A 26,145-nucleotide genomic window follows, 5' to 3' on the forward strand; every position below is an offset into this window, starting at 1 on the left:
GCAAAATTCCAAAATAAAAAAGAGATATCCTTTAGTTTTCTTTAAACAATTGATCTACTCCTGACATATATAAAATAGGTAAAATTTTGTCGGTAGGTTATTTCTATGCTTTTGAGCATGTTCGGTTACACTTAAGCACACAGAACTCGATAGTTTTATGAGAAAGTTAAATAGAGAAATGATATTTAAGCCAACTAAATAATAGAGTCTTTTTAAAGGCCAAGCTACGACTAAAGTTCCTTTTTCAAAAACGTTGACCTAATCAAACCTATTCCTGCACCACCAAAGCCATAAGTGGTTATAATAAAACTAAGCCTTATGCTATAGTGCGAAATTAAGTTTGCCGTGGATTCTGGCAAAAACACCTCAGAACGAGGGTCTATAGTTGGCATCATGGCAAATGCAAGAAAAATACTTGAATTGGTAAAGGCTCCAATTACCATAGCCCATTGCACGTGCCAAGCTAGAGACAGTCTTGCTGCTGACACCCCCAATATCAAGGCAGTCATTAATAAAAAATCTATATGCCCTTGTAATACTCGTTGCGGATCACCAGGAAATATGGATCGTGCTAGTGGCACGTCTGTATAAACTCCTATCAGAGACCAGGCCAAAAGCAACCCAATAAGAAGGTAGATTCCGGAGGCCCGCAACAATAGCTTGTTATTTTTCATGATACTTTTGGTTGGTTTCACTTGTCTATTATATCATCAACGACATAGAAAATTTAAACATCCTATCAATTCACTAATTCACCGAGTACATATCGATTAAAGTTAATCAAATTTGAACGCCCACAAAAAACAGCTCCAAATTAGGAACTGTTCTTATTCTGTTTCACAGTCCATATTCACTCTCTCTCAAAAAACCATTCCTAAAAGAATAAGTCAATTTTCTTAGCTATCTTTAAACAATTATATGCGTTATGAAAAAAACAGACAATCATCCCGCCAAGTCATCGAGCAGTTCCCCTGAAGTTAAAAAAACGAAGTCCCATCCATTTTGGAGATGGTTTTGGCTCACCTTTCTTGTGGTTTCTCTTGGCTATGCATGGTATTCATTTTATGTACCATCCAATGATGTGGCCTGGGCAGACAATATGGTTTCGGCCAAGAAACTCGCCACCGATTCCAACAAGAACATGCTGCTATTTTTTACAGGGGATTGGTGTGTGCCATGCCGAATTATGAAGCGTGAAGTGTTTGCAGATAAGGAAGTCATGAAGGCCATTAATTCACAAGTTGTACCAGTAATGATCAATATTGATGACCCCAATGCAAAAGAACTGGTAAAGCATTATAAAATTGGAGGTACACCAATAACAATTTTTACCGATTCTCAAGGAAACGTACTTAACTACGCAGTTGGTAAGATTGGAAAAACAAAATTCCTAGAAATGCTTGAAAATTTGGGTGAGAATGGTTCCTGATTATGACTTGCGGAGCCTAAAGAAAGTTTACTATTTATGCGATTGACCTTTGGTTAAAAAAAGTCTTTTGGTAGGCAAATCGTGTTCTAAAACGAGCTCACTTTCGTGTTCTAATGTAACCAATTCATTCAAATTCGACATAAAAAAAGCAGTTTAGTATGAACTAAACTGCTTATCTGGATGATTTCCAATTAGTAGCGGGAACTGGACTCGAACCAGTGACCTTCGGGTTATGAGTAGTTTGAAAACTACCCCGAATTTTACCACTATTGATGCTATTTTTTGCTAAACCATGTACGCCATCGTGTACTCTGGTTTATATCAAATTTAATAAAAGGTATGCATAAAAACTCAAAAATTAAACACCAAAGAAACTAACTGTTTGCATATAGCTCCATGGGTTCGCGCTTTTATTTGCTTCCCCAAGACTTAATCAAAATAGTCTTCATCCAATGAGTAATTAAATGTACCATTAATACAGTTGAATGGGCCAGACACTTCTTCTGTATTATTGTTTACCTTTATGTATTGAAATTCAAATGTTCCAGTAATTATTCTACTTACAAGATCGAAATTGGTTATAGTTATTGTTCCTCCTAACTCACCTTCATAGCCTTGTATATTATTTTCGTAAAAGAATATGATATCTATGTGAGGTACAATTCCATAACTGTATTCATCACTGGTTGGGTAGGGTGCTAAATTATAAGTACCTTCTTGCCAAGCATTCTCAGGTATATATATATTAATTTCTTTGCTTGTATTATCGGGTATGATTTGTGCGTATGTGCTATTACCTTGTAATTTGATATAGTCATAATCATTAAAACCCGAAAAAGTAGCCATATCAATTGCATCTTCAAATTGATTAAACCCATTAGGTTTCATGTCATTATATTGTACGCCATCTAAATTTGCTGTCATTAATGCAACACTACTATTTTGTTCACAGCTTCCTAAAGCATCTATAGCAGCTTGTAAAGTTCCATCCTCATCACCACATAACTCTATTTGAATTTGTAAATCAGCTTTGTAATCTTCACATAGTTCAGTATAGTCATCTGAATCTGCATTTGCAAAACTTTCTTGGGATTGAGAGGTGTCCTCTATTACTGAATTACAAACATTAAAATCCTCATTATTAGAGTCGTTATTAGAACAAGAGGAAATAAGTAATATCCCTATTACAGTAAGAAGGTTGATTGTTTTTTTCATCTGGTTTTTATTTAAAATTTAGTGGTTTTTAGTTGGACTAAAACTAGTTATTCAGCTTTATGCAGTTTAAGAAAAATACTACAAATTATTAACAAGTTATAAACAAGTCACTAATAATGAGTAGTGATTTTGGATACAATGTTTCCTGCATCAGTATTGCTCGAAGGGACAGGGGTAGGGATTTTGACGAATAATCTCTATGGCTTGTCGGCTACAGGCCCGAAAAGATATATAAATTAAATCCTGAAAATGGTATTGTCCTTTCGAAATAAACAATGTAAGACCCCTAGGAATATTTCCTTTAAAAGGAGAATTATATTACAGCACTCATGGAAAAATAAAACGAACACCCCAAAACGGCACCCAATTTGAAAACAATCCAATAAGCTCGATTTATTCTCAGGATTTAGCCTATTCCAATTTATACTACGTAGATACTGAAGATCCCATCATAAAAGTCAACCCAAACAATTCGGGCGAAGAAATAGCAGTTGATCTAGAAGTTTAAGCATCAAATACCCTTTCCATTCATTGTAATCATAAACACTTATAACTTAAGACGGATAGATATTGCCCCAAGAGTCATCATTTCTGACACCGGACTCCCTCTAGACGGTTGTATTAGGGCTATTGCACCTTACAGGAACAATTATACCAAAAGGCCATATAGCTCCTCCTTGGTCTTGTAACGGTTGGCACTGGCGTAAATTGGAGACTGCCCAGTGAGTTTATTCGTCTTAGGGTCTCTAAAGGAAAAGTATACATACCAGCGCTTGCTCAAATCTCCATTGGCGGTGTGGATTTTGGGGGTGGAAAATAATTTTTCGGTAGGCAAATCGTGTTCTAAAACGTGCTCACTTTCGTGTTCTAATGTAACCAATTCATTCAAATTCGACATAAAAAAAGCAGTTTAGAGTGAACTAAACTGCTTATCTGGATGATTTCCAATTAGTAGAGGGAACTGGACTCGAACCAGTGACCTTCGGGTTATGAGTTCGAAACCAAAAATTCAAAACCCCATTTCACAAGGGTTTCAAGCCTCCTAATTTATAAAATCGTATTCGTTTTCGTATTCGAAACGTATTCAGTTTGATGTCTGATTAGACTTAATTTTTCTTACTCAAATATAAAAGATTTTTTATACCTACTCCCCACTGAAACAAATAAAAATTTCAGCATCGAAATTCATGTTTTACAACTTCAAATCCACCCATGAAATACATTATCTATATCTTGTTTGTTTCGCTTGGTATTTTTATTTTCTTTCTACTACTTTCCACCTTTTTATAGTAATTGTAATAAAACGAATTAGCCCATCGATTCTAGCTTGTTTACGACCTCTTTTGTAGTCATCATAACAACATTCTAATTAAAACAACTCAATTATACGTAAAACAAACGTTTATTTTACGTATAATTTCTCAAGAAACCTTAATGCCCTTTTTATGGTTCAAATCAATAACATCCGTCTGCCGACTTTTCAACCGTACCCAAAAACAGACAAAAACTAAAGAGATTTGCAAACTTGCCCCCAATATTGACAACAAAATTCAGGAATATTGCAGCTTTTATTTTGCAATGACAACACTGCTTAAGATTTAAAATTCAATATCCTTAAAATTAATGCCTACAATAATATATCTTATCCATTCCTTTTGCGCTCAAAATTTATGGAGTGCACCATCTTTTTTATTCTGTTTAAAACTGGCAAATCTTCTAATTACCAATGTTTAGATTAAACGCTTTTGACATTAAATCCCGTTCTTTATTAGAAATTCCAATTTCTTCAGCAACCTTTTGCCAAGTAGATACTACCGACAGCACTTCTTTAATAATTTCATCCATTTTTTGGTTGTCTAAACGAAAAAATTCCCCTACGCTTTTCGCTAGATCATAATCCAAAGCATTGTTATCCATATCTATGTTGAGCGCTAAACCGTATTTGTCTATGGACGGGTTTAAGTCGTAAGCAGGAGATAATATCCACCCTTGATCGGTAAGTATAAAACCATGGTTCCGCAAATGGTCATCGGTGTTTGAAATGGCTATGTTAAATACTATCCTTCGCCATAGCTGTTCTAAATTGTCACTTACCATAGCTCCGTTATTTTGGATGAATTCTGCCAACTCCAAGTAGCTGGCAGGATTATCCCTGATTGTGTCTTCATTATTTCCTGTCATGGTCATAGCCGAAGCAAAATGAATACGCTGGCCATGCTCTCTATCAAACCTTTTGGTAAAAAAGGTTTTGTAGGGCCCTATAATTTTTTCAATTTTTGAAGGAGCCATTTCAATGCCTGCTTTTAGTGCGAGTCGATAAGCCAAGAACTCCCACGCTGCTTTATCAATTATATCATTTTTAGCAGGGAACTTAGCTATCCAGAGCTCTCCACTTTCGTCCAAAACATTTGCTTTTGGTCTTGCTCCCCCTAAAGAAGACCCTGGTGCCATCAAAATGGCAATCCACTTTTTAATTTCTTCGTTAGCATCATCGTTCTCCAGATTTCTTGCCGCTTCCTGCAATTCCCTTATGGAAGACCAAGGCGGTGTAGGACTGTGTTCACTATTGTCCAAAAAAGCACCTTCTTTATCTGTCTTAAAACGTAAAGCTCCCATTCGGCTTTCATCATACACGCCTAAAAGAAAATCAATTTCGTAAAGCGTATTAGGTGTTTCGTTAGCCTCTTTAGCACGTTGGGCTTCTCGTCTTTTCATTAAGGTTTTACCCCAAGTATCTGGCATACTGTCCAGAAATACTCCAAAGTTTTCTTTATTGTTTGGATATTGCGGGCCACTAAAGAATTGGATATCGGGGTCTAATAACATTTGCTGTTTGGACTTCAACCAAACTTTGTCATACTCGAAACTAAAAGCCTTTTTACCCTTCGCCAATAGAGCGGATAACACCCCTATTAATTGGGGTTCCCCCAATCCTTTCCAGTGGGCATAAATGTATATGTCTTGTTTACCAGTTGCCATATTTTATTTCTCTTGTTTTTAACAGATTACTTCACTACCCTTCGATGTTTGGACAAGCTCAACACAAACCAAGTTCTAGGTGAGAGTTAGAAAATGACTTTATATTAAATCGAGATCTTGAAGCTTTCTACCAAATTCATCGTCGGCTGCTATCTTCAAAAAATCGTCTTGAAGCCCCAGCACCCGCAGTACATTGAAATAAGCGCCTATTGTTACACTTGGGCTTCCCGTTTCTATTAGATACAAAGTACTCCTTACAATATCTGCTCTTTCAGCAACTTGCTCCTGAGTTAATTTCCTTCGCTTCCGTGCCAATTTTATGTTCTCCCCCATCTGTTTGAGCACTTCTTTGTGTTTAGGAAACAGTATTTGCTTCTTTTTACTCATAATGAAATGATTGTTATTTCATACAAATGTATAATTTTTGATTGAAATAACAATCAGTTTTTTTTCGCATTGATCTTTATTAGATTGTGCATTGGACACACCAGAGAACCTCATTCTGTGTGTGAATTGCCATTTGTAGCGCCATATGATGAGTGAATTTTCACAAAATACGTTACCTAAAAATTCATCCTTTTAGTACCATATCCTATGAAAGACAAAAAAAACAATCCTGCCAAAAAATCTTCTATAAAAAAGTAGGTTTCAAACTTAAGCTTCATTCCCATTCACCAATAAAAATTCTCACTAGACTGCTACAGCTTAATTAATCAACATATCTTTCATACTATCAAATGATACTATCAAAATGAAGCCTCCTTACGAAATAACCACTAAAATCCTAAAGTTGATAGCTTCAATTTCCGAAAAGATTGGAGAGGTCAATGCCAACTTTCTAAATAGACCATCTCCAAACTAAGGAAACAGAATAAAATCAAGACTATTCCCTCTTCACTGAAAATAGAGGGCAATACATTGACCGAAGAACAGAATTGACAACAAGTGAAGTCAATAATCATTGGAAAAATCTAAAATTGAGGCAGTAATCTTGTAGCCTTCCCTAAAAATGTATTACAAAACAATTACCAAAGCCATCGCCTTGGGGGATACAGTCCAACAGGAATTACACTTTGGTAAAGTTTTGCTCTATAAATTTAGAGAAAATCTAACCCAATAATATATAGTCAGGAACATGTTTACACTGCAACGATCGTTGCTGAAGCGTTGCAACGATTGTTGTTCGACCGTTGCAACGACCCAAAATTTGGGTACGTTTGCAACCATTTTTAGCCAAAAAGCATTTTTTGACCGCAATTGTCATCACCAATCGAACAGTTGATTTTCCATTTGAACTGTTGATTGAACTGTTGATTTTGGGTTTGAACCATTGAATTGACTACAGCTGTTGTCAAAGACAACTACAAAACAGCTTAATCATCCTTCTTTCTTTTAAACCAACTTTTTTTAGGAGTTAACAAAAAGGACACTCCATAATAATCTCCTTGAACATCAAAAAAACCTTCTTTATTTTCTATTCCTTGCAAATTTTCGGCTTCATCCAAATTCCCAATGACATACCGTCCTTCCGCTGTCCTAAATAAATTATCATTGTAAAAAAGAGCGACTTGAACCAATGCAAAATCAAAGTCATAATTAACCCCTATCGACATTTCTCCCGAAATGGTTATACTTGTTGTTTCTATTACTGAATTAAAAATTCGATTAACCTCAGTTCCTCCTTCATTTGGCAAATCAAATGACACATAGACATCCTCTTCTCCCAATGTTAGATTCAAATTAACTCCAAGGCCAAACACGGCATTCAACTTTTCATTCAGCTTTAAAAAGTATTCAGGCTTGAATGGAATAGAAAACATATAAGTATTTAATGGATCTACGCCTTTAAGAACCGATGAAAAATCCATTTGCTCAGACACACCTAAATCTTCATTTTTAATATTAATATCAAAATACGATTTAAAAGGCTTTGCAATTACTCCTGTTTTAAAATTGAAATTGCCTGCTTGTGCAAAATTAAAGTAAAACCCAAATTGAAACGAAAACGAATCCTTAAAATCCAATGAAGGATAAGTGCTATGATCATAGTTTTGAGACAAATTACCTGTTTGGAGTGCTGGCTGAAGTACTATACTTACTTTAGAAAAGTCCCTTTGGTAAAGAAACTCCGCCTCCTGTGCATAAGTAAAAACACAAAAAAAAGTTGCAAGCAATATGCTTGCAACTTTAGCCTTAATCAATTGGCATATCATAAAAATCCTTGTTTATTATTAAAATTTGCCCCTGTTTATGAAGGCTATACAACTTATTATCCTTAACACTCAGATACTGTAAGTCAGGAAGAGTTCCATCAAAGGGTTCAATAGTCATTTTCGCTTTCACTCTCCTTCTTCTCTTTTCCTTAATCTTTTTTATTGGGTCAACAATAGACTGACAGGCATTATATCCAATACCATCTGATTCAACTATCGCTCCATCAATTCCTGCCGTAATCCATGTTCTTCTATTTTTCCACTTTCCATTCTTCTTCCTATACCCCTTGGTTTTAGCCTTTATTCTACTTTTGGAAATTACGGATGTTCCATATACATTTCCAAATTCTCTTCTAATTTTGCTAATTTGTTTAAGTCTTTTTCCATTTGCATCATCATAATGATAGCCAACTTCCTTCACTTTGTATTTACATCCACTTGGGGGATCTATTCTTTGCTCTTCAACAACTACTACATTTGGATTCCCTGAAGGAACGTTACCACTACCCACCTGGGCCATAGCCTGTTGATCATTATTATGAACTTCTATATAATTACCATTGTCATCCAAAAATTTGTAATAAACAAAATTAGACTTATCTCCAATCAAAACTTCTGCATTAACACTCAATAAGGCTCTTTCAGTTTCATCATCAATAAAATGATTATCTGGATCAGTAGTAGGATCCCACAAACCATCACCTTGTTGATCTAACCATATCTCCTCCAAGGCGACAATATTAGCACGGAGCGAGCAAAATTCCAAATCTGATTCAAATTGTACAAGCTTATCGTCTTCATCAAAACCTGCTGCATCAGCCAGTGCATCATACTGATCATCTGAGATACCACTTGGAACAGTTGCATCAAATGCATCACAATACGAATCAATCATATCATCAAGCTGATCTACCGTTTGCCAATATACATCCCAACTAGGAAACATTAGAATATTATTGGTACAATTTGTACCATTATTAATTGACAATGACTCAATACTGCCAAAATAACTACTTACTTTCTGCATAGTTTCAACAGAAGTATCTACTTTACCTTCCTCTTCTTTTGAAAAATTATCTTCCTCACAAGAAGCAAAAAACAAAGCTCCAAGAAAGAGCATTGTGAAAAAATTAAAATTTGCTTTCATTATAAAATTTTATTGGTTTACAACTCCAATAATAGTCAAAAACAAAAGCTTCATATTAAGGATTTCCCTTTAAAAGTTAAAGGGAAATCCTTAATAAATATTACCATATTTTGTGTATTGAAATTATTTGATCCATTGATTTGACAACAATTGAACTCAATAATCAACAGAAAATTAAGGCAAGGTAGCAATCACCCTAAGTATATAAATTCGGGAAAGCAGTTTATAACACAATGATTATTGCTATAAACGTTGCAACGATTGTTGTTCGACCGTTGCAACGACCCCAAATTTGGGTACGTTTGTAACCATTTTTAGCTAAAACTACTTTTTGACTACAATTGTCATCACCAATCGAACAGTTGATTTTCCATTTGAACAGTTGACTGAACAGTTGATTGAACAGTTGATTTTGGGTTTGAACCATTGAATTGACTGCAACTGAAGTCAACGATCTTCAGAAAATCAAAAAAAAGGAAGCCACTCACACCCTTAAAGTATGAATGACTGCCAAACATCTATGTTACCACAAGTTAGGTTTCAGAATTATATTCTCTAAAAATATTTACAACTTCATATAAATAAACAATGTTGTTAGAAAACTAATCAAAATTGCTAGAATTAAAATCCCCCCTCTAACCTTTGTATTTTTACTACTGCTGGACACATTTCTAAAAACCAAATAACAGCATATTGATGTTACCATGAAAATCACCAATATAATTAATTTGGATTGCTCTCCTAAGAAAGATAATCTTTCTACAATCAAGTTATAAAATATCAATAATAACCAAGGCATAAGCCTTAATACCTTATAACTTTTTATTAAACTTAAAGTTTCTCTGTTTAACATAATTGAATATGGATCATTTTATAATTAGCCTAAACAATCATGATAAGCATAACCACAGTCATTATTCATCGAAGTATGCCATGCATAAACAGCACCATGACAAAGAATTCCTGCTGCTACTGTAAGATCAGCCCAACCACAACCAACATGCGCAATTATTGCTTGGGCCATTGCTCCTGCTAAACAATTGCTATACCTATCCTCACAAAAAGAACCTTGGGTTGTATACCCCAAAGCATCTGCAATGTTGTCTTCCAAATCCAAAATAGGCATCTCTGTTAAAGCATACTTATCATCCATTTTTTTTAGTAACCTACTTTGGTCTACATGGTAAGTTGCCCAACTAATATAAGAATTATATCCAAATGCAATAGCTAACTCCTCTTTTTCCTGTTCACTAATATTTTCTCCTTTTTCCAATAGTTCTTCTGCTTTCACAATATCTTTAATACCTTCTAAATGCATATTAGTATTATTCAAATATAAAATAAAATCTTGATCAGAAGCTAATGATGTAACCCTCAACATCTGACTGTTTTCAAATTTATCGTCTTCATTACCAATTTGCGTATCATGACTACAATTAAACATTGAAACCATAATTAATATAAGAAGTGCTATTTTTTTAAAATTTTTCATTTTACTTTTTTCTGTTTTAATTTTTAGTTGATTGGCTACTCTCTCGATTTTCACCTAGCCTCGCCCGATAGTATTTTAAAGTCTTCAACAGGTTGCACATATTTTGACTTTGGGTGGGGCAACCCAAAAACAGCCCAATGTTATTTTTTGGACCAAACTATATAAATAGGCTGAAAAAGATTAAAGGATTTCCCTTTAACTTTTAAAGGGAAATCCTTTAATGAAATCTATTGAACTGTACTACATTTGGCAATGTTAGTTACAAAGCAATTATTATTGTTAGCAAACCAACCCCCAAAGTTTGCTTAGGGCCACATTATAAGTCAATTAATTGCATTTAAAAAACCATCATGATTTTTCTAGTCATGATGGTTTCTCTTTATATAAACCCTTTATCCTTTGCTTCGTTAATCAGTGCCCTATCGTCCTTATCCTCAACATTAAACGCCTCCTTAAGCCTACGCTTTCTGTATTCAATTGCACTAGCACTCAACGGAATTATTTTTGGCAACTCTATCATTTTAGTGCCTTTTGAAAGTTCATGCAATATCTGCCTATCCACGGAATCAACCACTATATCACTGGAAATTTGCAACCTAAAAAGCTTAAGAACTGTTTTATCGTAATAGGGCGAACCAGACAAAACTGTTTCAATAGCCGCAACAAGTGTTTTGGGATCCACATCCGACTTTATCAAAAAACCTTCAGGGTTAACAGTTTTAATAATATTTTGAATCCTGAAATTATTATTATACATCGTAGATACAATAATCTTCACTGTTGGGTCCAGGTCTTTAATTTCAATTCCGAAATCCTCACCTGAAATCAGTTTCCCATCGGAAGATGACGGCAAATTAATATCCAAAAACACCAAGTCAAATTTATTTGATTGTAGGCTATCTGTAAATTTTTGATAGGCTATATCAATATCTTGGGCATAATCTATGTTAAATGTATAGTTCGAGGATGCCTGTTCTACTTTATAAAAAGCCATTTTATAGGCATCTGCAATCAATGGATGATCATCTACAATAAGAACATTTAGTTGGTTCATAATAATAATAATAATAATACATCTATCTAGGTAAATGAATTTCAATTCTAGTTCCTTGATTGACTTTTGATTCAATCATCAATTCACCTCCCTGTTGGCTCACCCTTTGAGAAATATTTTGCAGCCCTATTCCTTTAGGATTCATTCCAACCTCAAAACCTACGCCATCATCTTCAACAACAACACTTAAGCTGCTAACATTAAGCAAATTAAACATAATATTAACATGATTTGCATTTGCATGCTTATTTATATTCAATAACACTTCCTGCAAAATTCTATAACAATTAAATTTTGTAGCATAGCTCAATTCATCCAAATTAATGTTTTGGCCATATTGTAATTCATAGCTATACTTTCCAATTGCACTTTGCTTCTCTATAAGCGATTCTATTAGTGCCCTAAAATTGTTTTCTGAACTAAATAGATCATTTTTCAATTCATGGGAAACAACCCTTATCTCCTTCTCTATTTGATGTAATTCCCCAATTAAATGATCATATTTTTTGAGTGTATCCTTTTGCCCTTCTATATCTAGAAATCCTAAGCTTAAACGGGCTCCATACAGTTTCCCCAATATGCCATCATGTAACTCCCTTGAAATTCTCTCACGTTCATTTAAACGCCCTTCTTCCATTTTGGTGTGTTGATCCAGCATAAGCTTATATATTTCTTCTTCGGCCTCCAGGTTTTTCGATTTTAGTTTCAGGTTTTTATACTTTGAATCCTGGAGTTGAATGTAATACAACGCCGAAAGCAACAACAATAAAAGTGTACTACCAACTATTATGAAAGTTCGTTGAGAAGATAAAGTGTTCGCTTCTGCAATATATTCATCAGTTTCAAACTGGATACGGCTAATTTTATTTTGCAACCTCCTACCATTAAGCTCAATTTCATTATCTAATTTCAAATATTTCGACATATATACATTGGCACTTGCAGGGTTATATTGGGACAGCTGCTTAAGTGCGTCAAGTAAATCTCTGTTATTTTTAATTTCGTCTGCCAATAGATAAGCTTCTTCTGCCAATCGAAAAGCTGTTAAAGTATCTTTTTTTAATGCATAATATTCCCCCAAATGTAACTTGCTTAAAATAATGCCAGACCTAATTTTCAAACTATCTCTTATTGATAAAGCTCTTGTCAAATCATCAAAAACATTTACAGTATCTTTTGCCAAAAGTCTTGTATACGCAACATTGTCAATCAATCTTGCATATGACCGTAGGTCATGATCATCTAAATATTCTAATGATTTATTAAAATACTGCAGAGCTTTTTGGTAATCTTTCGACTTTAAATAAGTACTTCCAAAATTATTGAATACTCCTTTTTTGAGATTTATTACTTCATCTGGAGACAAATTATCCAATACTTTAAGGGCTTTTTTTAAATATTCTTCTGCCAGTTCATATTCACCAATATTCTCATAAATTATTCCCAGAAGATTGTAGCATCTAAATTCTGGCAATGGATCAGAATTGTTTTTAACTAAATTTAAAGATTGAAACAAATTGTTTTCCGCGCCAGCATAATCCTTTAATCGTCCTTGGATATAGGCCATATTATACAACATAGATCCAGCGTTAAAATTATCATTTAATTGCTTATACGTTTTTTTTGCCTGATAATAATGGTAGTAAGCAGAATCATAAATTTCCCGATCATCAAAATACAAACCTTTTGATAGGTGAACCCAAGCAAGGCTTCCCGTATCTTTCAACTTTTCCGCTAAATTTACAGCCTCCTTATTGACTGAATAAAACAATAAAGAGTCATTTTCATTCCGTGAGAAGTATGAGAGTTTTCTAAAGTAATATTCCTTGGTAAGATCATCCTCCAATTGTTTAGTTTTTTCAAAGGCTAAATTAAGTAGCTCAAGCTTTTGCTCCTTATCCTGTTTGGAAGCTTTATAAGTACTGAAAAGACTCAAAATATCATTACGAATAATTTGATCTCCTTTTCCTTCTATACCCTTTTCTTTAGCGCAAGTAAGTATGACTATTGAACAAAGTACTAAAATGACTCTAATGTTTGTTTTCAATTTTAGAAGCGATTATTGCGCTGAAATTAAAAAAAGCCATTAATATATACTACTAATGGCTTTTTTTTTAATTGTGAATAAAAATTCTATATTTTAAGGAATGGTAGGTACTGGTTCCGAATCTCCATTTTTACCAGTACCATCTTCCCCCTCTCCAGTTGCATAGAGCTCAAGTGTGGTTTGATCATCATCATGAATCGATTGTTCAGTACAAGAAAAAGTTATAGTCGCCAATAAAATGGCTATAAAAAAATATTTAGCATTCTTCATTTTTTGAAATTTTAAGGTTATTGTCAAATAATTTGGGGTCCAATTCTGGCCTAAATTGGACGCTGAACAATGGGGTTTGCTGCCCATTAATCCTTATGAAGAAGCTTCTTTCGGCGACAAAAGTAGTGGCGTATATGTCATTTTGCGAGCAATTTGCCCTTAGCATAGTGAATATGCCAATTCTATGAGTGAACGCTTAAGTTTAGATGGTGAAACACCTAGTTTTCACTATATCGCTTTTTGTTCAAACTGATGATTGAGGAGTTTCAAGTCTTCAGCATAACTCTTTGAAAAAGGAATGCCTTCAATACAATGTTTTAAATAACATCTTTGCTTGCCAAAGTTGATTCGCGAAATAAAATCTTGATTTATGATATAACTTTTATGAACCCTTAAAAAGTTTTTGGGTAATGATTTATGGAATGTTTTTAACGTTTTAAAAGCGGTAATCTCTTCCCCATTCTTCATATAGAAGTCTGTAGTATTGTTATCAGCCTTTAGAAAAAGAATATCGCTTGTATTTAAAAACTGATAGTCATTATATGATTTCAAACAAATAGAATGACCTTTATCCATGGAAAATTGTTTAAGATATTTTAGTGCAGCCTTCCTAACATCCAACTCCCTCAAGGGCAAGATCAAATAATCTATAAAGCCATGCTTAATGGCCTCATAGGCCAAATGCTTTCCTTTTGAAAGCCCAATTACCTTTGGAATTTCGTTTAAATACTGGTGAAGTTCATTAACGAGTAGAAAGGGATTATCAGAGAAATTATCAAGATTTATAAAAACCAAGCCTGGCTTTTTACTTAGTATTAAATTAAAGCCACTATCTAGGTCAGACCTAACCCCCAATGCACAAAGACCTGGAATAGTACTAATAACACCTTCCAACTCTTTTACAACAACACCATCCTTTTCTAAAATGCAATACGATTTCATAAAAAATATCCGTGCCGAAATATATCCTATGTCAATTTAAGAGGGTTAAGGATTTCCCTTTAAAATTTCAAGGGAAATCCTTAATTGAGTATCATTACGAAGAATTACTTTTGTCTTTACTATTAATAGTTTTGCGGGTTGGCCTCCTATTGTTAAAAAAACTTATAATATTTAAACAAAAAATGAAAAAAATATTTCTGACCTTTTTTGGTTTATTAGCTTTTGCTTGCAGTGATAATGATATTAATACTGAAGAGCAACAATTAGAACAAAATAATCAATCCTTTGCAAGAGGTGTTGAGACTGTTGATTTTGGAGACTATTCAGTAAATATCGTAGATGACGGTTATGATGTTAATTTTAAAGGGAAGTTACATTCCAAAGTTTTAAGTACATTTCAACAAACCTATGATGTTAGAGACCATGGGGATGGCACCTATACTATTTCAAATCCAAATAATAGTAATCAATATTACAGAGTTGAGAATATAAGACCGACTGAGACGGGAAGTCAATTCGATATTATAGATTCCAACGGTATTACTTTTCCAGGAGTTCAATATAACCCAGGCTATACCGTGCAATGGTGCCCTCCCTGTGTAGGTGTTTTAGTTGCGGGAGCAGTAACTGTATTAACAGCCTATTTTGAAGAAAATGATTGTCAAGCAGCTATAAGCGCATGTGTTGACGCAGGAGGGTTTCCGAGTACTACAATAGAATCAGGTTGGTTTGGGGACAGTTGTAGTGTAAATTGTGCTCAACCAAATTAATTTATTCTAAAGAATGTTTTTAAAAAGAACAAAATTTAATTGGATTTTAAAATGGGCGACCCTGTTGGGTTGCCTATTTGTAATAGGCTACATCTTTTTTGGGGATAGCCTTTTTTTGAATACTAGTAGAGCTAACTTTGACAACATTAGCATTTATGTGTTTTTGCTAAGCTCAATTTGTATTGCCCCCATATATGAAGAAATCACTTTTAGGGGAATATTGGGAACTAAAAAAACACCGAGAATATTATCCTTAATATTGATAGTGCCTGTAACATTTGCAATGGGATTTGGGAGTTATCCTTTTTATATTGTATCACTATTTGCTGTTCTAGCCTGCTGTATTGTATTGATAGCAACCGCAAAAGTAAATTGGGATTTAGAAAAAAAGATTACTTTTAATGTACTGGCAACGTCTTTATTGTTTGCAACTATGCATTATAATTTCAGCGATTTCAAATTATATACAATAGTATTTACTTTATCTCTTCATTTGTCATTGGGGTTATTTTTTTCCTGGGTTATGCTTAATTATGGACTCCTTCTGTCTATTGGGGCACATATGTTATACAATGGGATTATAGCAGCTACAGTTGTTTTTAGCCTACAATTTATTGATACAGCACCTAAGGAATTAGTCGTTGATAATGTAAAGATGGAATGGAGACAAGTACCTTTGCTTGAAAATACAAGGTCAAGTGTTGATTGGAGTGAATCTGGTGTTAACGCAAATAATACTACTTTGAATTCATTTTTTAAATATGGAGTTTTTACTGATTCTTTAAATAGCAGTGTATTTATTAAGGTTCCCTTTGCTGTGTATGATATAAATATTAAAAAAGGCGATGGAACTAAACTAGATTCAAAGGAGGTAATATCTTGTTTGCTTAAGGCCGAATTATTAGAAAAAAAATAAGGCTCAAACTAACAATTAATAAAAAAATAAATTATGATGGGTAAGATTCCAATCAAAGTAACTATTTATTCTTATTTAGCAAGTGCAATAATTATGTTCTTGATATTGTATCTTCTTCTTAAGAAGAGTACAGAATTCTCTCTTTTTATGTCAATATTTTGTTTCATATTCCCTTTGTTGATTAATCTAATCTACAGAAGGATAAAAAATAATCGGAAAAAGTAAACACCCTAGTAGAATTAATAACAGTAAAGGATCATCCAAACAAATTTCTGAATGGTCCTTTATTGTTTATAAAACTTCAGCAAAATGTCTACCAGTTTGGAATAAAGTTAAGTGGTACCCTATTAACCTGAAAAGACACACCAAGCTTGACTAAAAATTAAACAATCAGTACACTTCTCTACGAAACATAAAAGCCAAAAAACTAATATTTGTATTACAAATAATAACACACAAACAATAACGCTTTCCACTGCTTTTTACAACCACGCACACCAAAAAAACCTGAAAATAGGCTGTTTTAGACCACAAATGTGGTCAAATCAACAGTTCAAAAACCAAAAATTAAATTTGTAAGACATTTGCCTTACAATTGTCTTACAAATTGTATTACAATTTTCAGCCTACCAAAAACACCTATTCTTGGACTTCAATAGGTTTCAATTTAAGATTAAAAACCTGTGTCAGTAGGAGGTGTTCAGCTTCCTGTTTCGCCCTGTCCTTTAAATTCTGAAGATGTTGCTTCCTTTCATCCAATTTTGGCTCTGTAGACTCTTGTTCATACAGTTCCAAGGCGGGCAATGAAATATCTGCATTTGGGGCTATCATCTTCTTTAGTTCGGCTATTGTTTTGTTCAAGACCTCTTTTTGATCCTGTTCCGTTTTATCCCTTTTCTCAATCTGCGCAGGTTTATCAAAGAAGCGCTGCTCCACCTCCTCTTTATGTCGGGCCAAAGTGTCCCGTTGGGATATGAAAGCACGCTTTTGGTCTTTGGAGATTCCCTTCACTTCTACTTCCATATTTTCCGCAAACCAATTGTAAAGCATCGAAACGCCCTCTACATAGGTTTTATACCGTTCCAACAGAAAATCCACATCCCTCCTTTTCTGGTCATCGCAAAGCCCCAAAAGTTTCAACAGATTTTTGTCAAGCAACCTTTGCTTGTGCATCACCTTCAAATGGATCTCACCTGGCTCCACAAAATAATTGCTCCCATTTTCCTCAATGAGCAATACCCTATTGCCAAACATGGAGAAATCCCTTTGCGCCTCTGCTTCGCTCATTTCCAACAAAAGTCTTGGAAAGTAATACACCCCTGCAGCAAACAGGTTGCCCATAATCTCCATTTGTAAATCGTCTAAATTCATTTCCATTCCCTAGGCTTTTAACAACTCTGAATAATCTTCTGGCAATTCTGCATCAATGTCCCTCAAATATTTCTCCAAGGCTTCCATAGAAGTATGCCCCGTAATGAGCATCAATTTGCTCTTCACAGAGTGAGGGGACGAATCTTTAATCATTTCCCTGTAAAGCTTCGTTATAAAGGTATGCCTGAAACTATAGAGACCGTAATCCTCATCGAGTCCAAATTCATCCTTCACAACCTTTTTAAAGCGCTTGGAAAAGTAGTTTCGCTTATTGTCATCGCTCAGTTCCCATTTTCCGCCCAAGCCTTCAGGAGTAAACAAAAAGTCCCCTTTCTTCATTTTGCTCATATCGGGAAGTTCCTCCAAAAGTATTTCTGGAATCAGTTTGGTTTTCAATGGACTGTTCTTCGCCCTGAATGTAACGGTTTTGTGCTCTATATCTATATCCCCAACTTTTAGGCGACATACCTCAATGGGACGGATAAAATTATAGGATACAAACTTGATGAACAGCAACAGCATGGGGTCGTTCTTTTCCAAATACTCAAAAATTTCCTGTTGCTCCCCTTTGGTATAGGTCTTGTTCCGTTTGGGACTGCTCTTTAATACAACAATCTTCTTTACAAAGTTGGAGCTAACAATATCATTATCTTCCAAAGTTTGGAACATACTGCTCAAACTTGCCCTGTAATTGTTCCTGTTCCTTGGGGAACTGTTATCCATGATATGTTTCAAAAACTCCATGACCACTGGCCTATCCACCTGTTGGACATGGGTGATTTCCTTATGCGATTTTTCGAGCCATTCCCTAAACACTTTTATATGGCTTTTATAGGAACGCATACTGCTCTCACGCAATGATCGTTGTTTTATGGACATATCAAAGTCAAAAGCCTCTGTCAAAGTCTTCCCTTTATCCTCTTCTTTTATAGCGGGATGCCCCAAATCCAATTTTAATGGTTGCTCAGATACTTCCCCTTCAACAGAAGTTATCTTTTTTTTGGCTTTTTTATTCTGCTCCTTTTTGAACAGATCCACATTATCTGCATACGGATCGTAGCCCCGTTTGAGAAGTTTGTGCAACGTCTGGCTATAAACCGTGAGGATTGCCATTCGCTCCTCCTTGGTCTTGTAACGGTTGGCACTAGCGTAAATTGGAGACTGCCTGGTGAGTTTATTGTTCTTGGGGTCTCTAAAGGAAAAGTATACATACCAGCGCTTGCTCAGATCGCCATTTGCTGTGTATATTTTGGGCTTGGAAAATTGTTTTTGGTTTGACAAATCGTATGCGTTAGCGTATTCACTTTCGTATTCACCGCGCAAGATATCTGAAATTTTGAACATAAAAAAACGGTTTGGGGACACCAAACCGTTGATTATACTTGACTTTTTATTAGTAGCGGGAACTGGACTCGAACCAGTGACCTTCGGGTTATGAGTCCAACCCTCATTTTAACAACCATTGATTTTCAACAGTTTAAAAAACTACATTTTCCAAAAACATATGCATAATCTTATGCATATTTATATATAGTTTGAAGTTGTTTGTTAAACAAAATTTAATACTCGAATATACAAATTTCATCCTCCCTTACCACATTTAATTCTTCTTATTTTATTTCTCTGTTTTCAAAGAAATCACAAAAGAATAACTATATGTTTTACCTAGCAATCTATATACATCATGAGGTAAGGCTCCCCAACTATTGTCGCCTCCAACTCCTCTTTGGTTTAGGTCAACGTGTAGATATACCTTGTCCTCAAAATGAACATCCGTGGTGTGACGCTGCGCTTTGGTTTTCCCTGGATCCAAGGACTCTGTAGACACTGGCAGAGCACTAAATCCAAGTGGCTGCATCCCTTGAATTTTCAATCCCACACCATTGGTATTAGCCAATGTTAACCAGCGTACATCAGTTTTATATCCATTTTCTTGAGGACGAATATATTCCCACACAAACTCATCCTCCGGCGTACTTTTGTATTTCCCTAAAAATGTCGCAGTTTTTCTATCGGAATAGTTTTCCCATGGTCCGCGGCCATAATACTCCAATTGGGAGTACTCTTCAGGAAGCTGCATACGCATTCCAAATCTTGGTAATTCAGGAAGTTCTTTACCGTTCATATCGATGGAAGCCCATACCTGGATATCTCCACTATTCAAAATCACATATGCAACAACGTAGGGCACCACAACACCCGCTAATTCATAGGTTGCTGTTATTGGCAATCCTAATTCGTTTTGCTTTCCAACTTCAACAGACAGCACTTTAGACATTTTATGCGCTTCCTTCCAGACTCCCAAATGCTCAGGCATATCATTTCCAAAATCGTTATCTGTTGGAGCTCTCCAAAAATAAGGTTCAGGAAAAGCTAGCATTACTTCTTTTTCTCCTTTTTCGCGATAGGAAGTCAAGGTTCCTTTTTTAAGATCAAAAGCACCTTCTACTGCTCCCGTTTCAAAAGTCAATACATCCCCATTTTTGGCATAAGTCAATTCCTTTTTGGGTGCATTTTTTTGAGATAGGTTCGCAAAGAAATCATTAGCACCTAACTGAAATTGCTCTCTTGCCAATTCAAAATTAGAAGGCACCAAACTAGAAGCCTTACTCGTTAAAGCATAAACATTCAGAAAATATTCTGCAACATTGTCTACCTGTGGCAATTGAATTTCTTGGTTGAATTTACCTTGGGGCTTACCATCTATTTTAAAAGTCCCTGTCTTTACAATGTCTCCATTTCTCAATACTTCCCACTTAAAATCAAATTGATCCAGGTTGGTGTAGAAATAACCATTTGAGATTGTGACTTTTCCATTCTGAAAACCAAATTTGATGGGCTGGTATACTTTTTTCACCTCATAAATGGCTGGATGCACAACCCTATCAGCCGACACCAAACCATTAGCACAGAAATTTTCATCATTCTGAAGATTTTTACCTCCCAAATCTCCTCCATAAGCCCAATATTCCTGTCCGTTTTCTTCCGCTTTCAAACCTTGGTCAACCCAATCCCAAATGAAGCCGCCTTGCATGTGCGGACTATTGTCTATAATATCAAAATACTCTTGGAAATTTCCATTGCTGTTCCCCATTGCGTGACTGTACTCACACATAATAAATGGACGTTTTTTAGTTGTATCCGCGGCATAGGATTTCATATAACCTATCCCCGGATACATTGGGCAAACAATATCTGTGTTGTCTTCTTCCCCTGCCTGTTCAAACTGAACAAAACGGGTATCATCAAATGCCTTCAACCACTTATAGCCCTCATGGAACACTGGGCCATTGCCACATTCATTCCCCAATGACCATAAAATGATACTCGGATAATTTTTATCACGCTCGGCCATTCTTTTTATTCTATCCAAATGAGCTGGAGCCCATTCTGGCAAATAAGCGGGATGCACCGATTTATCAAAATACCCCTGTAAGGTGGCCCCCATACCATGGGTTTCAATATTGGCTTCGTCAACTACGTATAAACCATATTCATCGCACAACTCGTAAAGTCTGGTATCATGAGGATAGTGGCTCATTCTAATAGCATTGACATTGTGTTGCTTCATCAATTCCAAATCCTGTCTCATGGTAGCTTCATCTGGTGTATGCCCCTTTGTTCCGTGGTGCTCGTGAAGGTTGACTCCATGAACTGTAATGGCATTTCCGTTAACCAAAAGCTGAGCATTTTTTATCTCCACACTTCTAAAACCTGTTTTACCAGAAATACGATATTCTTCTTTCTTCCCAAGCTTCCAAACTATATCATACTTATACAAATAAGGAGTTTCGTCACTCCACAGATGCACATCTTTTAAAACCGTTTTAAAGTGGATTTCCTTGTTAGCACCCTTTAGGTTTTCTGTCTGCCTGAAAACTTCTTGTCCTTCTTGGTCAATCAAAATGAAGGAGACCTCTCCCTTCTTTATTTTTTTATCACCAAAAGCCCTAAAATCTAATTCAGCATCCAAAATCCCATCAGTGTAAGTGTCATTTAAACCTGCCTTGATAAAGTAGTCCCAAACCGTCACTTCCGGTAATGCCTGTAAATACACATCTCGTTCAATACCACTCAAACGCCAAAAGTCCTGATCTTCCAAATAGCTACCATCATGCCAACGAATTACTTGCACCGCCAGCAAATTATCTCCAGACTTTACATACGGAGTAATATTAAACTCTGCTGAAGTTTTTGAAGCTTTGGTCATCCCAACTTCCTCTCCGTTCAAGTAAATTCTTGCATACCCCGAAATAGATTCAAAATTCAACATGATCTCTTTCCCCTTCCAATCCTTTGGAATGGTAAAGGTCTTTCGGTAGGATCCTACGGGATTGTAATCGCCATCAATAAAAGGCGGATTCTTTGGAAACGGATAAGCAACATTGGTATAAATAGGAATGTCATACCCTTGTAATTCCCAATTGGAAGGCACTTCAATAGCCCCCCAATCAGTATCATTTAAATTAGGTTCGAAAAAATCAATAGGCCGTTGCTCTGGGTTTTTAACCACATTGAATTTCCAATTCCCATTTAAACTTTTCACATAGGAAGAACTATTGGAATCTTTCGCATCAGTAACCACAAAATGTGCTCTCCCCTCTTCCTTGTTTCGGTCTATCACATTAGGGTTTTCCCATTCGTTTTGCTGCTGTGCAAATGCGAACTGCACAAAACAGAATAAACCCCATATAAAATGTTTTCTTGTCATAGTTTGAGTATAATAACTGTATTAATTGAATTCTTTATTTCTATTCTATTTCCGCTTTGAAGACCGTTTTACAAAAAACGGTCTTTTATTTATTGGACACTAATTCTAGCCTCTCCGGATTGTAGCCACGGTGAAGAAAATTTCACTACTACATCGCCGTTGGTATTTCCCAACTGCACATAAGCTATCAATCTTCCGTGGTAAACCCTATGTTTATTATCGGTATAATCAGACATATCGGAATTATTACTGGCTTCAAGTCCTAACAACTTAGCATCTCCAGTAATTTGACATGTAAGTTCCTCGTCTGATAACATTACAGGAATTCCATTTTTATCCACTACCTGCACTACCAATTGGGCAAGCTCTCCCTTTTTATAGTTTCCTTCACCAGAAATTAACTTGATAGCATCAGGTCGACTAGAAGACTGAACTCTATACTGGCTTACTTGATTTCCATTGTTATCCAATCCTAATACTTCAAGGGTTCCTTTTTGAAAAGGAACATCCCAAAATATAATACCCGTCTCGTTGTTGTATGTTTTTCTTTCTCCTACGATTTTGCCATTCAAATGAAGTTCTGCCTGAGCAGCATTGGTATAGCAAACCACACGTATCATTTGGCCCTCTTCATAATTCCATTCAGACCAGGCATCCATGGATGGGCTTCTTTCTCTATTCCCTGGAGAAGGATAAGTGCCCAAATAAGCCATTGGTCTATCAGACCACAACGACTGTCTAAAATAACCTCTTGGCTTGATGAAACCTCCAAAATCCAAAAGACCAGAATAAAACCCTCGGGAAGGCCAAGCGCCAGATTCCCCTAAATAATCAATTCCCGTCCACAAAAATTGCCCAAACACAAAATCCCTTGAAGTAACTTCCTTCCAAGCCAAAAAATCATGACGGTTTTCACTACCATACAAAACTCTGTTTGGGTATTCGGCATGGTCATGGTCATATAAGCTTTCGGTATAATTATACCCTGCAATATCCAAAGCAAAAGGATATTCTGTTTGATTGGACATGGCTACACCGGCCAAACCGGCTGTGGTTGGTCTTGAAGGATCATATTCTTTTACAACCTTTACCAATTGTTGGGCTATGGCTCCTAAACGCTTGGCATCTGGCGCGTCCTTTTTATAACCTCCAAAAATAGGCTGGGTAAAACCTGTATCCCTTCCGCCATCCAAAACAGGGTGCGAGTAAGGATCGTTAGGATAATCTACCTCGTTGCCAATACTCCAAGCAAAAACAGACACATGATTACGATCGCGCTTCACCATATCTGCCAAATCCCGCTCTCCCCATTCCTTGAAAAAATCATAGGAACCTTGAAAACCTGGCTCTCCTTTATTCCACCCCTTTAACCATTTACGTTTAGGGAATTCCCATTCATCAAATGCTTCGTTTAAGACCAAAAGTCCCAACTCATCACATAAGTTATACAGGTCTGGGGCCTGTGGGTTATGACTGGTTCTAATGGCATTGACACCTATTTCCTTTAGGGTCAACAATCTTCGTTTCCAAACCGCCCTAGGGACTGCAGCCCCAAGCACACCTCCATCATGATGTAAACAAACACCTTTCACCTTCATCCAGTTCCCATTTAGAGCAAATCCTTTATTGGAATCAAAGGTAAAATCGCGAAAGCCTGTTTTTGTAAGACTCTCATCGACCACCTTTCCATTACTGTAAACAATAGTTTTTAAGGTATATAAATTTGGGGTATCTACCGACCAAAGATTTGGCCGCTTTACCTTTAAGGAAGTTGTAAGCTTTTCGGTTTGATTTGGCAGGACCTTTAATTTTCCAGTACTTTTCGCTACTAGATTATTCTTAGAATCGAATAGTTGATTTTCTACTATCAAACTTTGAGATGTTCCCAATCCATTTTCCAAGTCTACTTCGACATTTAAACGATAGCCTGAATTTAATTTTTCAGGATAGGCATACACCCCCCATTGTGCAACATGAACTGGATTGGCATATACCAACCAGGCATCCCTGTAAATCCCAGACCCCGTGTACCAGCGGGAATCGGCAGATTGACTGTGATCAACCCTAACGGCAATAACATTATCTCCCCCATATTTAATAAAAGGTGTGGCATCGTACATAAAAGACACATAACCATTAGGACGTTTCCCCAATGAGTGGCCATTTATAAATACTTCACTACGATTATAAACCCCTTCAAAATATAGATAGACTTTTTCGCCTTTTTTATCTAATGGAATTTCCAAATGCTTTCTGTACCATCCCACACCACCAGGCAAATACCCCGTTGCACTGGCCAACGTTGGACTTAACTGTCCGTTTACACTCCAGTCGTGCGGTACAGATATCGTTTGCCAATGACTATCATCAAAATCATTTATGGCATTTTCAGTAGCATCCTTTAAAGTAAATTTCCAGCCCTCTTTTAATTTTTCCGATTGCCCAAAAGACACTTGAGCCACCATGACTGCAGCTTGACAAAAGACCATTAATAGGACCATTATATTTTTGAATGCTTGGAACCTCTTTCCAATTACATTGACTCTTTCATCTATCATTTCTCGTTTCATTTAAAAGGTTTTACTACAATTAGCTTATCTCCTGAATCATCTACTTCAAACAAGCGAGGAATCCGAACGTATTGTCCGTCTTTATCTACCCAGTGACTGTGTACAGACATTAGCAACTTTCCTTCAAAAGTTCTGAACAACATACCGTGTCCATAGTTTGGAGGCGTAATTGGTTTAGGTTCCTGCACCCATGGGCCATCTAGAGTTCCACTTTCGGAATAGGCCACTCCTTGGGTATAGTCACCAAAAACCCAACTAGTCCATAACATGCCTAATTTCCCTGTTTGTGTTCTAAACAACCAAGGGCCATCCGTTACTTTATTAGGCACTAGATTCCCTTTCTCATCGAGCTCTTTACTCCAAGGACTATCACTCGCCTTAAATAAGATTTTAGCCTTCCCTTTGGTTCCGCTTAAATCAGATTTCAATTGTTTTTTTTCAATGGTTCCATCCCAATTCTGAAGCCATTCATGGCAATACACTAGATATGGCTTCCCATTATCAACCCAAAGCGTTCCATCCAAAGTTGGCATATTGGCTGGCAAGTAAACATCATCCTTCATAGGTTTGTATGGACCATCAGGTTTGTCGCTTACTAAAACATGGCAAGCCCGACGTTCAATAACATTATTCCGAAAAGTATCAATCTTCACTTCTCTGTTTGTAAACGTGGCGAAGTAGTAATATTTGTTTTTATATTCATGCAACTCAGCTGCCCAAATCATGGGGTTTGGCCCCATCCAAGACTCCGGATCTGTTTCGGCTAGGTCATAAGGCCCCGACCAAATGTTCAGATCTTTACTCTTCCATAACTCCCCCCCTGTTCCAGTCATGTAATAGGTTTGAGCTTTTTGATCGGCTAGAATAGCAGGGTCACTTAAACGAATACTATCCAATGGGATATCATGGCGGGTAGTCCTCTCTGTTCCTTGACCAAAACTTTTAAAAACAGAGAATACCATCACCAAAATAACTAATTGGCTTTTATAAAAACTTATTTCAGTAGGCTTGTTCATTTC

General features: G+C 36.0%; 20 protein-coding genes and 1 pseudogene. 4 read left to right on the plus strand and 17 right to left on the minus strand.

Annotation, left to right across the window (positions count from 1 at the left end; genetic code table 11):
- Positions 1–230: 230 nt before the first annotated feature.
- Complete coding sequence (locus ZA05_RS10370) at positions 231–674, minus strand: hypothetical protein (RefSeq protein WP_053991665.1); 444 nt, start codon at positions 672–674, stop codon at positions 231–233.
- A gap of 251 nt (positions 675–925) precedes the next feature.
- On the opposite strand from ZA05_RS10370, the gene ZA05_RS10375 reads away from it, so the two are divergent.
- Positions 926–1,429 (plus strand): thioredoxin fold domain-containing protein, encoded by a 504-nt coding sequence (locus ZA05_RS10375; RefSeq protein WP_053991619.1) that lies wholly within the window; start codon positions 926–928, stop codon positions 1,427–1,429.
- Positions 1,430–1,858: 429 nt separating this feature from the next.
- Here ZA05_RS10375 and ZA05_RS10380 read toward each other — a convergent pair whose 3' ends face one another.
- The 4 genes from ZA05_RS10380 to ZA05_RS10395 all read right to left on the minus strand — a co-directional run bounded on the left by ZA05_RS10380 (position 1,859) and on the right by ZA05_RS10395 (position 6,010).
- A complete protein-coding gene (locus ZA05_RS10380; RefSeq protein ID WP_053991620.1) occupies positions 1,859–2,644 on the minus strand; it encodes a hypothetical protein in 786 nt (261 codons plus the stop codon).
- A gap of 649 nt (positions 2,645–3,293) precedes the next feature.
- On the minus strand, positions 3,294–3,542 hold the full coding sequence (locus tag ZA05_RS10385; protein ID WP_053991621.1) for a hypothetical protein: 249 nt from the start codon (positions 3,540–3,542) through the stop codon (positions 3,294–3,296).
- Positions 3,543–4,360: 818 nt separating this feature from the next.
- A complete protein-coding gene (locus tag ZA05_RS10390; protein WP_053991622.1) occupies positions 4,361–5,623 on the minus strand; it encodes a type II toxin-antitoxin system HipA family toxin in 1,263 nt (420 codons plus the stop codon).
- Positions 5,624–5,722: 99 nt separating this feature from the next.
- Positions 5,723–6,010, minus strand: coding sequence for a helix-turn-helix domain-containing protein (locus ZA05_RS10395; RefSeq protein ID WP_053991623.1), 288 nt, complete (start codon positions 6,008–6,010; stop codon positions 5,723–5,725).
- Between the two features lie 364 nt (positions 6,011–6,374).
- On the opposite strand from ZA05_RS10395, the pseudogene ZA05_RS18470 reads away from it, so the two are divergent.
- Positions 6,375–6,556 (plus strand): annotated as a pseudogene (locus tag ZA05_RS18470) (Fic family protein); the annotation flags it as partial.
- Between the two features lie 440 nt (positions 6,557–6,996).
- On the opposite strand, the gene ZA05_RS10400 reads toward ZA05_RS18470, so the two are convergent.
- From ZA05_RS10400 to ZA05_RS10440, 7 genes are all read right to left on the minus strand, one after another.
- Complete coding sequence (locus ZA05_RS10400; protein ID WP_053991624.1) at positions 6,997–7,836, minus strand: hypothetical protein; 840 nt, start codon at positions 7,834–7,836, stop codon at positions 6,997–6,999.
- Positions 7,817–8,983, minus strand: coding sequence for a hypothetical protein (locus ZA05_RS10405; RefSeq protein WP_053991625.1), 1,167 nt, complete (start codon positions 8,981–8,983; stop codon positions 7,817–7,819). Before ZA05_RS10405 ends, ZA05_RS10400 begins: the two co-directional genes overlap by 20 nt.
- Positions 8,984–9,860: 877 nt before the next feature.
- The gene (locus ZA05_RS10420) at positions 9,861–10,475 is read right to left on the minus strand and encodes a hypothetical protein (RefSeq protein WP_157514664.1); all 615 of its coding nucleotides are present in this window, start codon (positions 10,473–10,475) and stop codon (positions 9,861–9,863) included.
- A 379-nt stretch (positions 10,476–10,854) separates the two neighbouring features.
- Positions 10,855–11,529 carry a response regulator gene (locus ZA05_RS10425; protein ID WP_053991666.1) on the minus strand — a complete coding sequence of 225 codons (675 nt, stop codon included), beginning with the start codon at positions 11,527–11,529 and terminating at the stop codon, positions 10,855–10,857.
- 22 nt (positions 11,530–11,551) lie between these two features.
- Positions 11,552–13,576: a tetratricopeptide repeat protein gene (locus tag ZA05_RS10430; protein ID WP_053991629.1), complete on the minus strand. Its 2,025-nt coding sequence runs from the start codon at positions 13,574–13,576 to the stop codon at positions 11,552–11,554.
- Between the two features lie 93 nt (positions 13,577–13,669).
- Complete coding sequence (locus ZA05_RS10435; protein WP_157514666.1) at positions 13,670–13,846, minus strand: hypothetical protein; 177 nt, start codon at positions 13,844–13,846, stop codon at positions 13,670–13,672.
- A gap of 228 nt (positions 13,847–14,074) precedes the next feature.
- Complete coding sequence (locus tag ZA05_RS10440) at positions 14,075–14,740, minus strand: LytTR family DNA-binding domain-containing protein (RefSeq protein WP_197276080.1); 666 nt, start codon at positions 14,738–14,740, stop codon at positions 14,075–14,077.
- 59 nt (positions 14,741–14,799) lie between these two features.
- Between ZA05_RS10440 and ZA05_RS10445 the strand changes: the two genes are divergently transcribed.
- Together ZA05_RS10445 and ZA05_RS10450 are read left to right on the plus strand one after the other, a co-directional pair.
- Positions 14,800–15,558: a hypothetical protein gene (locus ZA05_RS10445; RefSeq protein WP_053991632.1), complete on the plus strand. Its 759-nt coding sequence runs from the start codon at positions 14,800–14,802 to the stop codon at positions 15,556–15,558.
- 13 nt (positions 15,559–15,571) lie between these two features.
- Positions 15,572–16,474, plus strand: coding sequence for a type II CAAX prenyl endopeptidase Rce1 family protein (locus tag ZA05_RS10450; protein ID WP_053991633.1), 903 nt, complete (start codon positions 15,572–15,574; stop codon positions 16,472–16,474).
- A 639-nt stretch (positions 16,475–17,113) separates the two neighbouring features.
- Here the strand turns inward: ZA05_RS10450 and ZA05_RS10455 are convergent.
- The 5 genes from ZA05_RS10455 to ZA05_RS10475 all read right to left on the minus strand — a co-directional run bounded on the left by ZA05_RS10455 (position 17,114) and on the right by ZA05_RS10475 (position 26,142).
- Positions 17,114–17,851 carry a hypothetical protein gene (locus ZA05_RS10455; RefSeq protein ID WP_053991634.1) on the minus strand — a complete coding sequence of 246 codons (738 nt, stop codon included), beginning with the start codon at positions 17,849–17,851 and terminating at the stop codon, positions 17,114–17,116.
- A gap of 3 nt (positions 17,852–17,854) precedes the next feature.
- Positions 17,855–19,189, minus strand: coding sequence for a site-specific integrase (locus ZA05_RS10460; RefSeq protein WP_053991635.1), 1,335 nt, complete (start codon positions 19,187–19,189; stop codon positions 17,855–17,857).
- 271 nt (positions 19,190–19,460) lie between these two features.
- Positions 19,461–22,556 carry a glycoside hydrolase family 2 TIM barrel-domain containing protein gene (locus tag ZA05_RS10465; protein ID WP_053991636.1) on the minus strand — a complete coding sequence of 1,032 codons (3,096 nt, stop codon included), beginning with the start codon at positions 22,554–22,556 and terminating at the stop codon, positions 19,461–19,463.
- A gap of 89 nt (positions 22,557–22,645) precedes the next feature.
- Positions 22,646–25,126: a sugar-binding domain-containing protein gene (locus ZA05_RS10470; protein ID WP_231632478.1), complete on the minus strand. Its 2,481-nt coding sequence runs from the start codon at positions 25,124–25,126 to the stop codon at positions 22,646–22,648.
- A complete protein-coding gene (locus ZA05_RS10475; RefSeq protein ID WP_231632479.1) occupies positions 25,123–26,142 on the minus strand; it encodes a glycoside hydrolase family 43 protein in 1,020 nt (339 codons plus the stop codon). The genes ZA05_RS10470 and ZA05_RS10475 overlap by 4 nt, the downstream gene beginning before the upstream one ends.
- Positions 26,143–26,145 lie beyond the last annotated feature (3 nt).

Source organism: Mangrovimonas sp. TPBH4, assembly GCF_001280505.1.
GTDB lineage: Bacteria > Bacteroidota > Bacteroidia > Flavobacteriales > Flavobacteriaceae > Mangrovimonas_A.

Excerpts from the sequence above, each read along its gene's own strand:
- ZA05_RS10370 (WP_053991665.1), bottom strand. The coding sequence starts at position 674 with ATGAAAAATAACAAGCTATTGTTGCGGGCCTCCGGAATCTACCTTCTT.
- ZA05_RS10375 (WP_053991619.1), top strand. The coding sequence starts at position 926 with ATGAAAAAAACAGACAATCATCCCGCCAAGTCATCGAGCAGTTCCCCT.
- ZA05_RS10380 (WP_053991620.1), bottom strand. The coding sequence starts at position 2,644 with ATGAAAAAAACAATCAACCTTCTTACTGTAATAGGGATATTACTTATT.
- ZA05_RS10385 (WP_053991621.1), bottom strand. The coding sequence starts at position 3,542 with ATGTCGAATTTGAATGAATTGGTTACATTAGAACACGAAAGTGAGCAC.
- ZA05_RS10390 (WP_053991622.1), bottom strand. The coding sequence starts at position 5,623 with ATGGCAACTGGTAAACAAGACATATACATTTATGCCCACTGGAAAGGA.
- ZA05_RS10395 (WP_053991623.1), bottom strand. The coding sequence starts at position 6,010 with ATGAGTAAAAAGAAGCAAATACTGTTTCCTAAACACAAAGAAGTGCTC.
- ZA05_RS10400 (WP_053991624.1), bottom strand. The coding sequence starts at position 7,836 with ATGATATGCCAATTGATTAAGGCTAAAGTTGCAAGCATATTGCTTGCA.
- ZA05_RS10405 (WP_053991625.1), bottom strand. The coding sequence starts at position 8,983 with ATGAAAGCAAATTTTAATTTTTTCACAATGCTCTTTCTTGGAGCTTTG.
- ZA05_RS10420 (WP_157514664.1), bottom strand. The coding sequence starts at position 10,475 with ATGAAAAATTTTAAAAAAATAGCACTTCTTATATTAATTATGGTTTCA.
- ZA05_RS10425 (WP_053991666.1), bottom strand. The coding sequence starts at position 11,529 with ATGAACCAACTAAATGTTCTTATTGTAGATGATCATCCATTGATTGCA.
- ZA05_RS10435 (WP_157514666.1), bottom strand. The coding sequence starts at position 13,846 with ATGAAGAATGCTAAATATTTTTTTATAGCCATTTTATTGGCGACTATA.
- ZA05_RS10450 (WP_053991633.1), top strand. The coding sequence starts at position 15,572 with ATGTTTTTAAAAAGAACAAAATTTAATTGGATTTTAAAATGGGCGACC.
- ZA05_RS10455 (WP_053991634.1), bottom strand. The coding sequence starts at position 17,851 with ATGGAAATGAATTTAGACGATTTACAAATGGAGATTATGGGCAACCTG.
- ZA05_RS10460 (WP_053991635.1), bottom strand. The coding sequence starts at position 19,189 with ATGTTCAAAATTTCAGATATCTTGCGCGGTGAATACGAAAGTGAATAC.
- ZA05_RS10465 (WP_053991636.1), bottom strand. The coding sequence starts at position 22,556 with ATGACAAGAAAACATTTTATATGGGGTTTATTCTGTTTTGTGCAGTTC.
- ZA05_RS10470 (WP_231632478.1), bottom strand. The coding sequence starts at position 25,126 with ATGAAACGAGAAATGATAGATGAAAGAGTCAATGTAATTGGAAAGAGG.
- ZA05_RS10475 (WP_231632479.1), bottom strand. The coding sequence starts at position 26,142 with ATGAACAAGCCTACTGAAATAAGTTTTTATAAAAGCCAATTAGTTATT.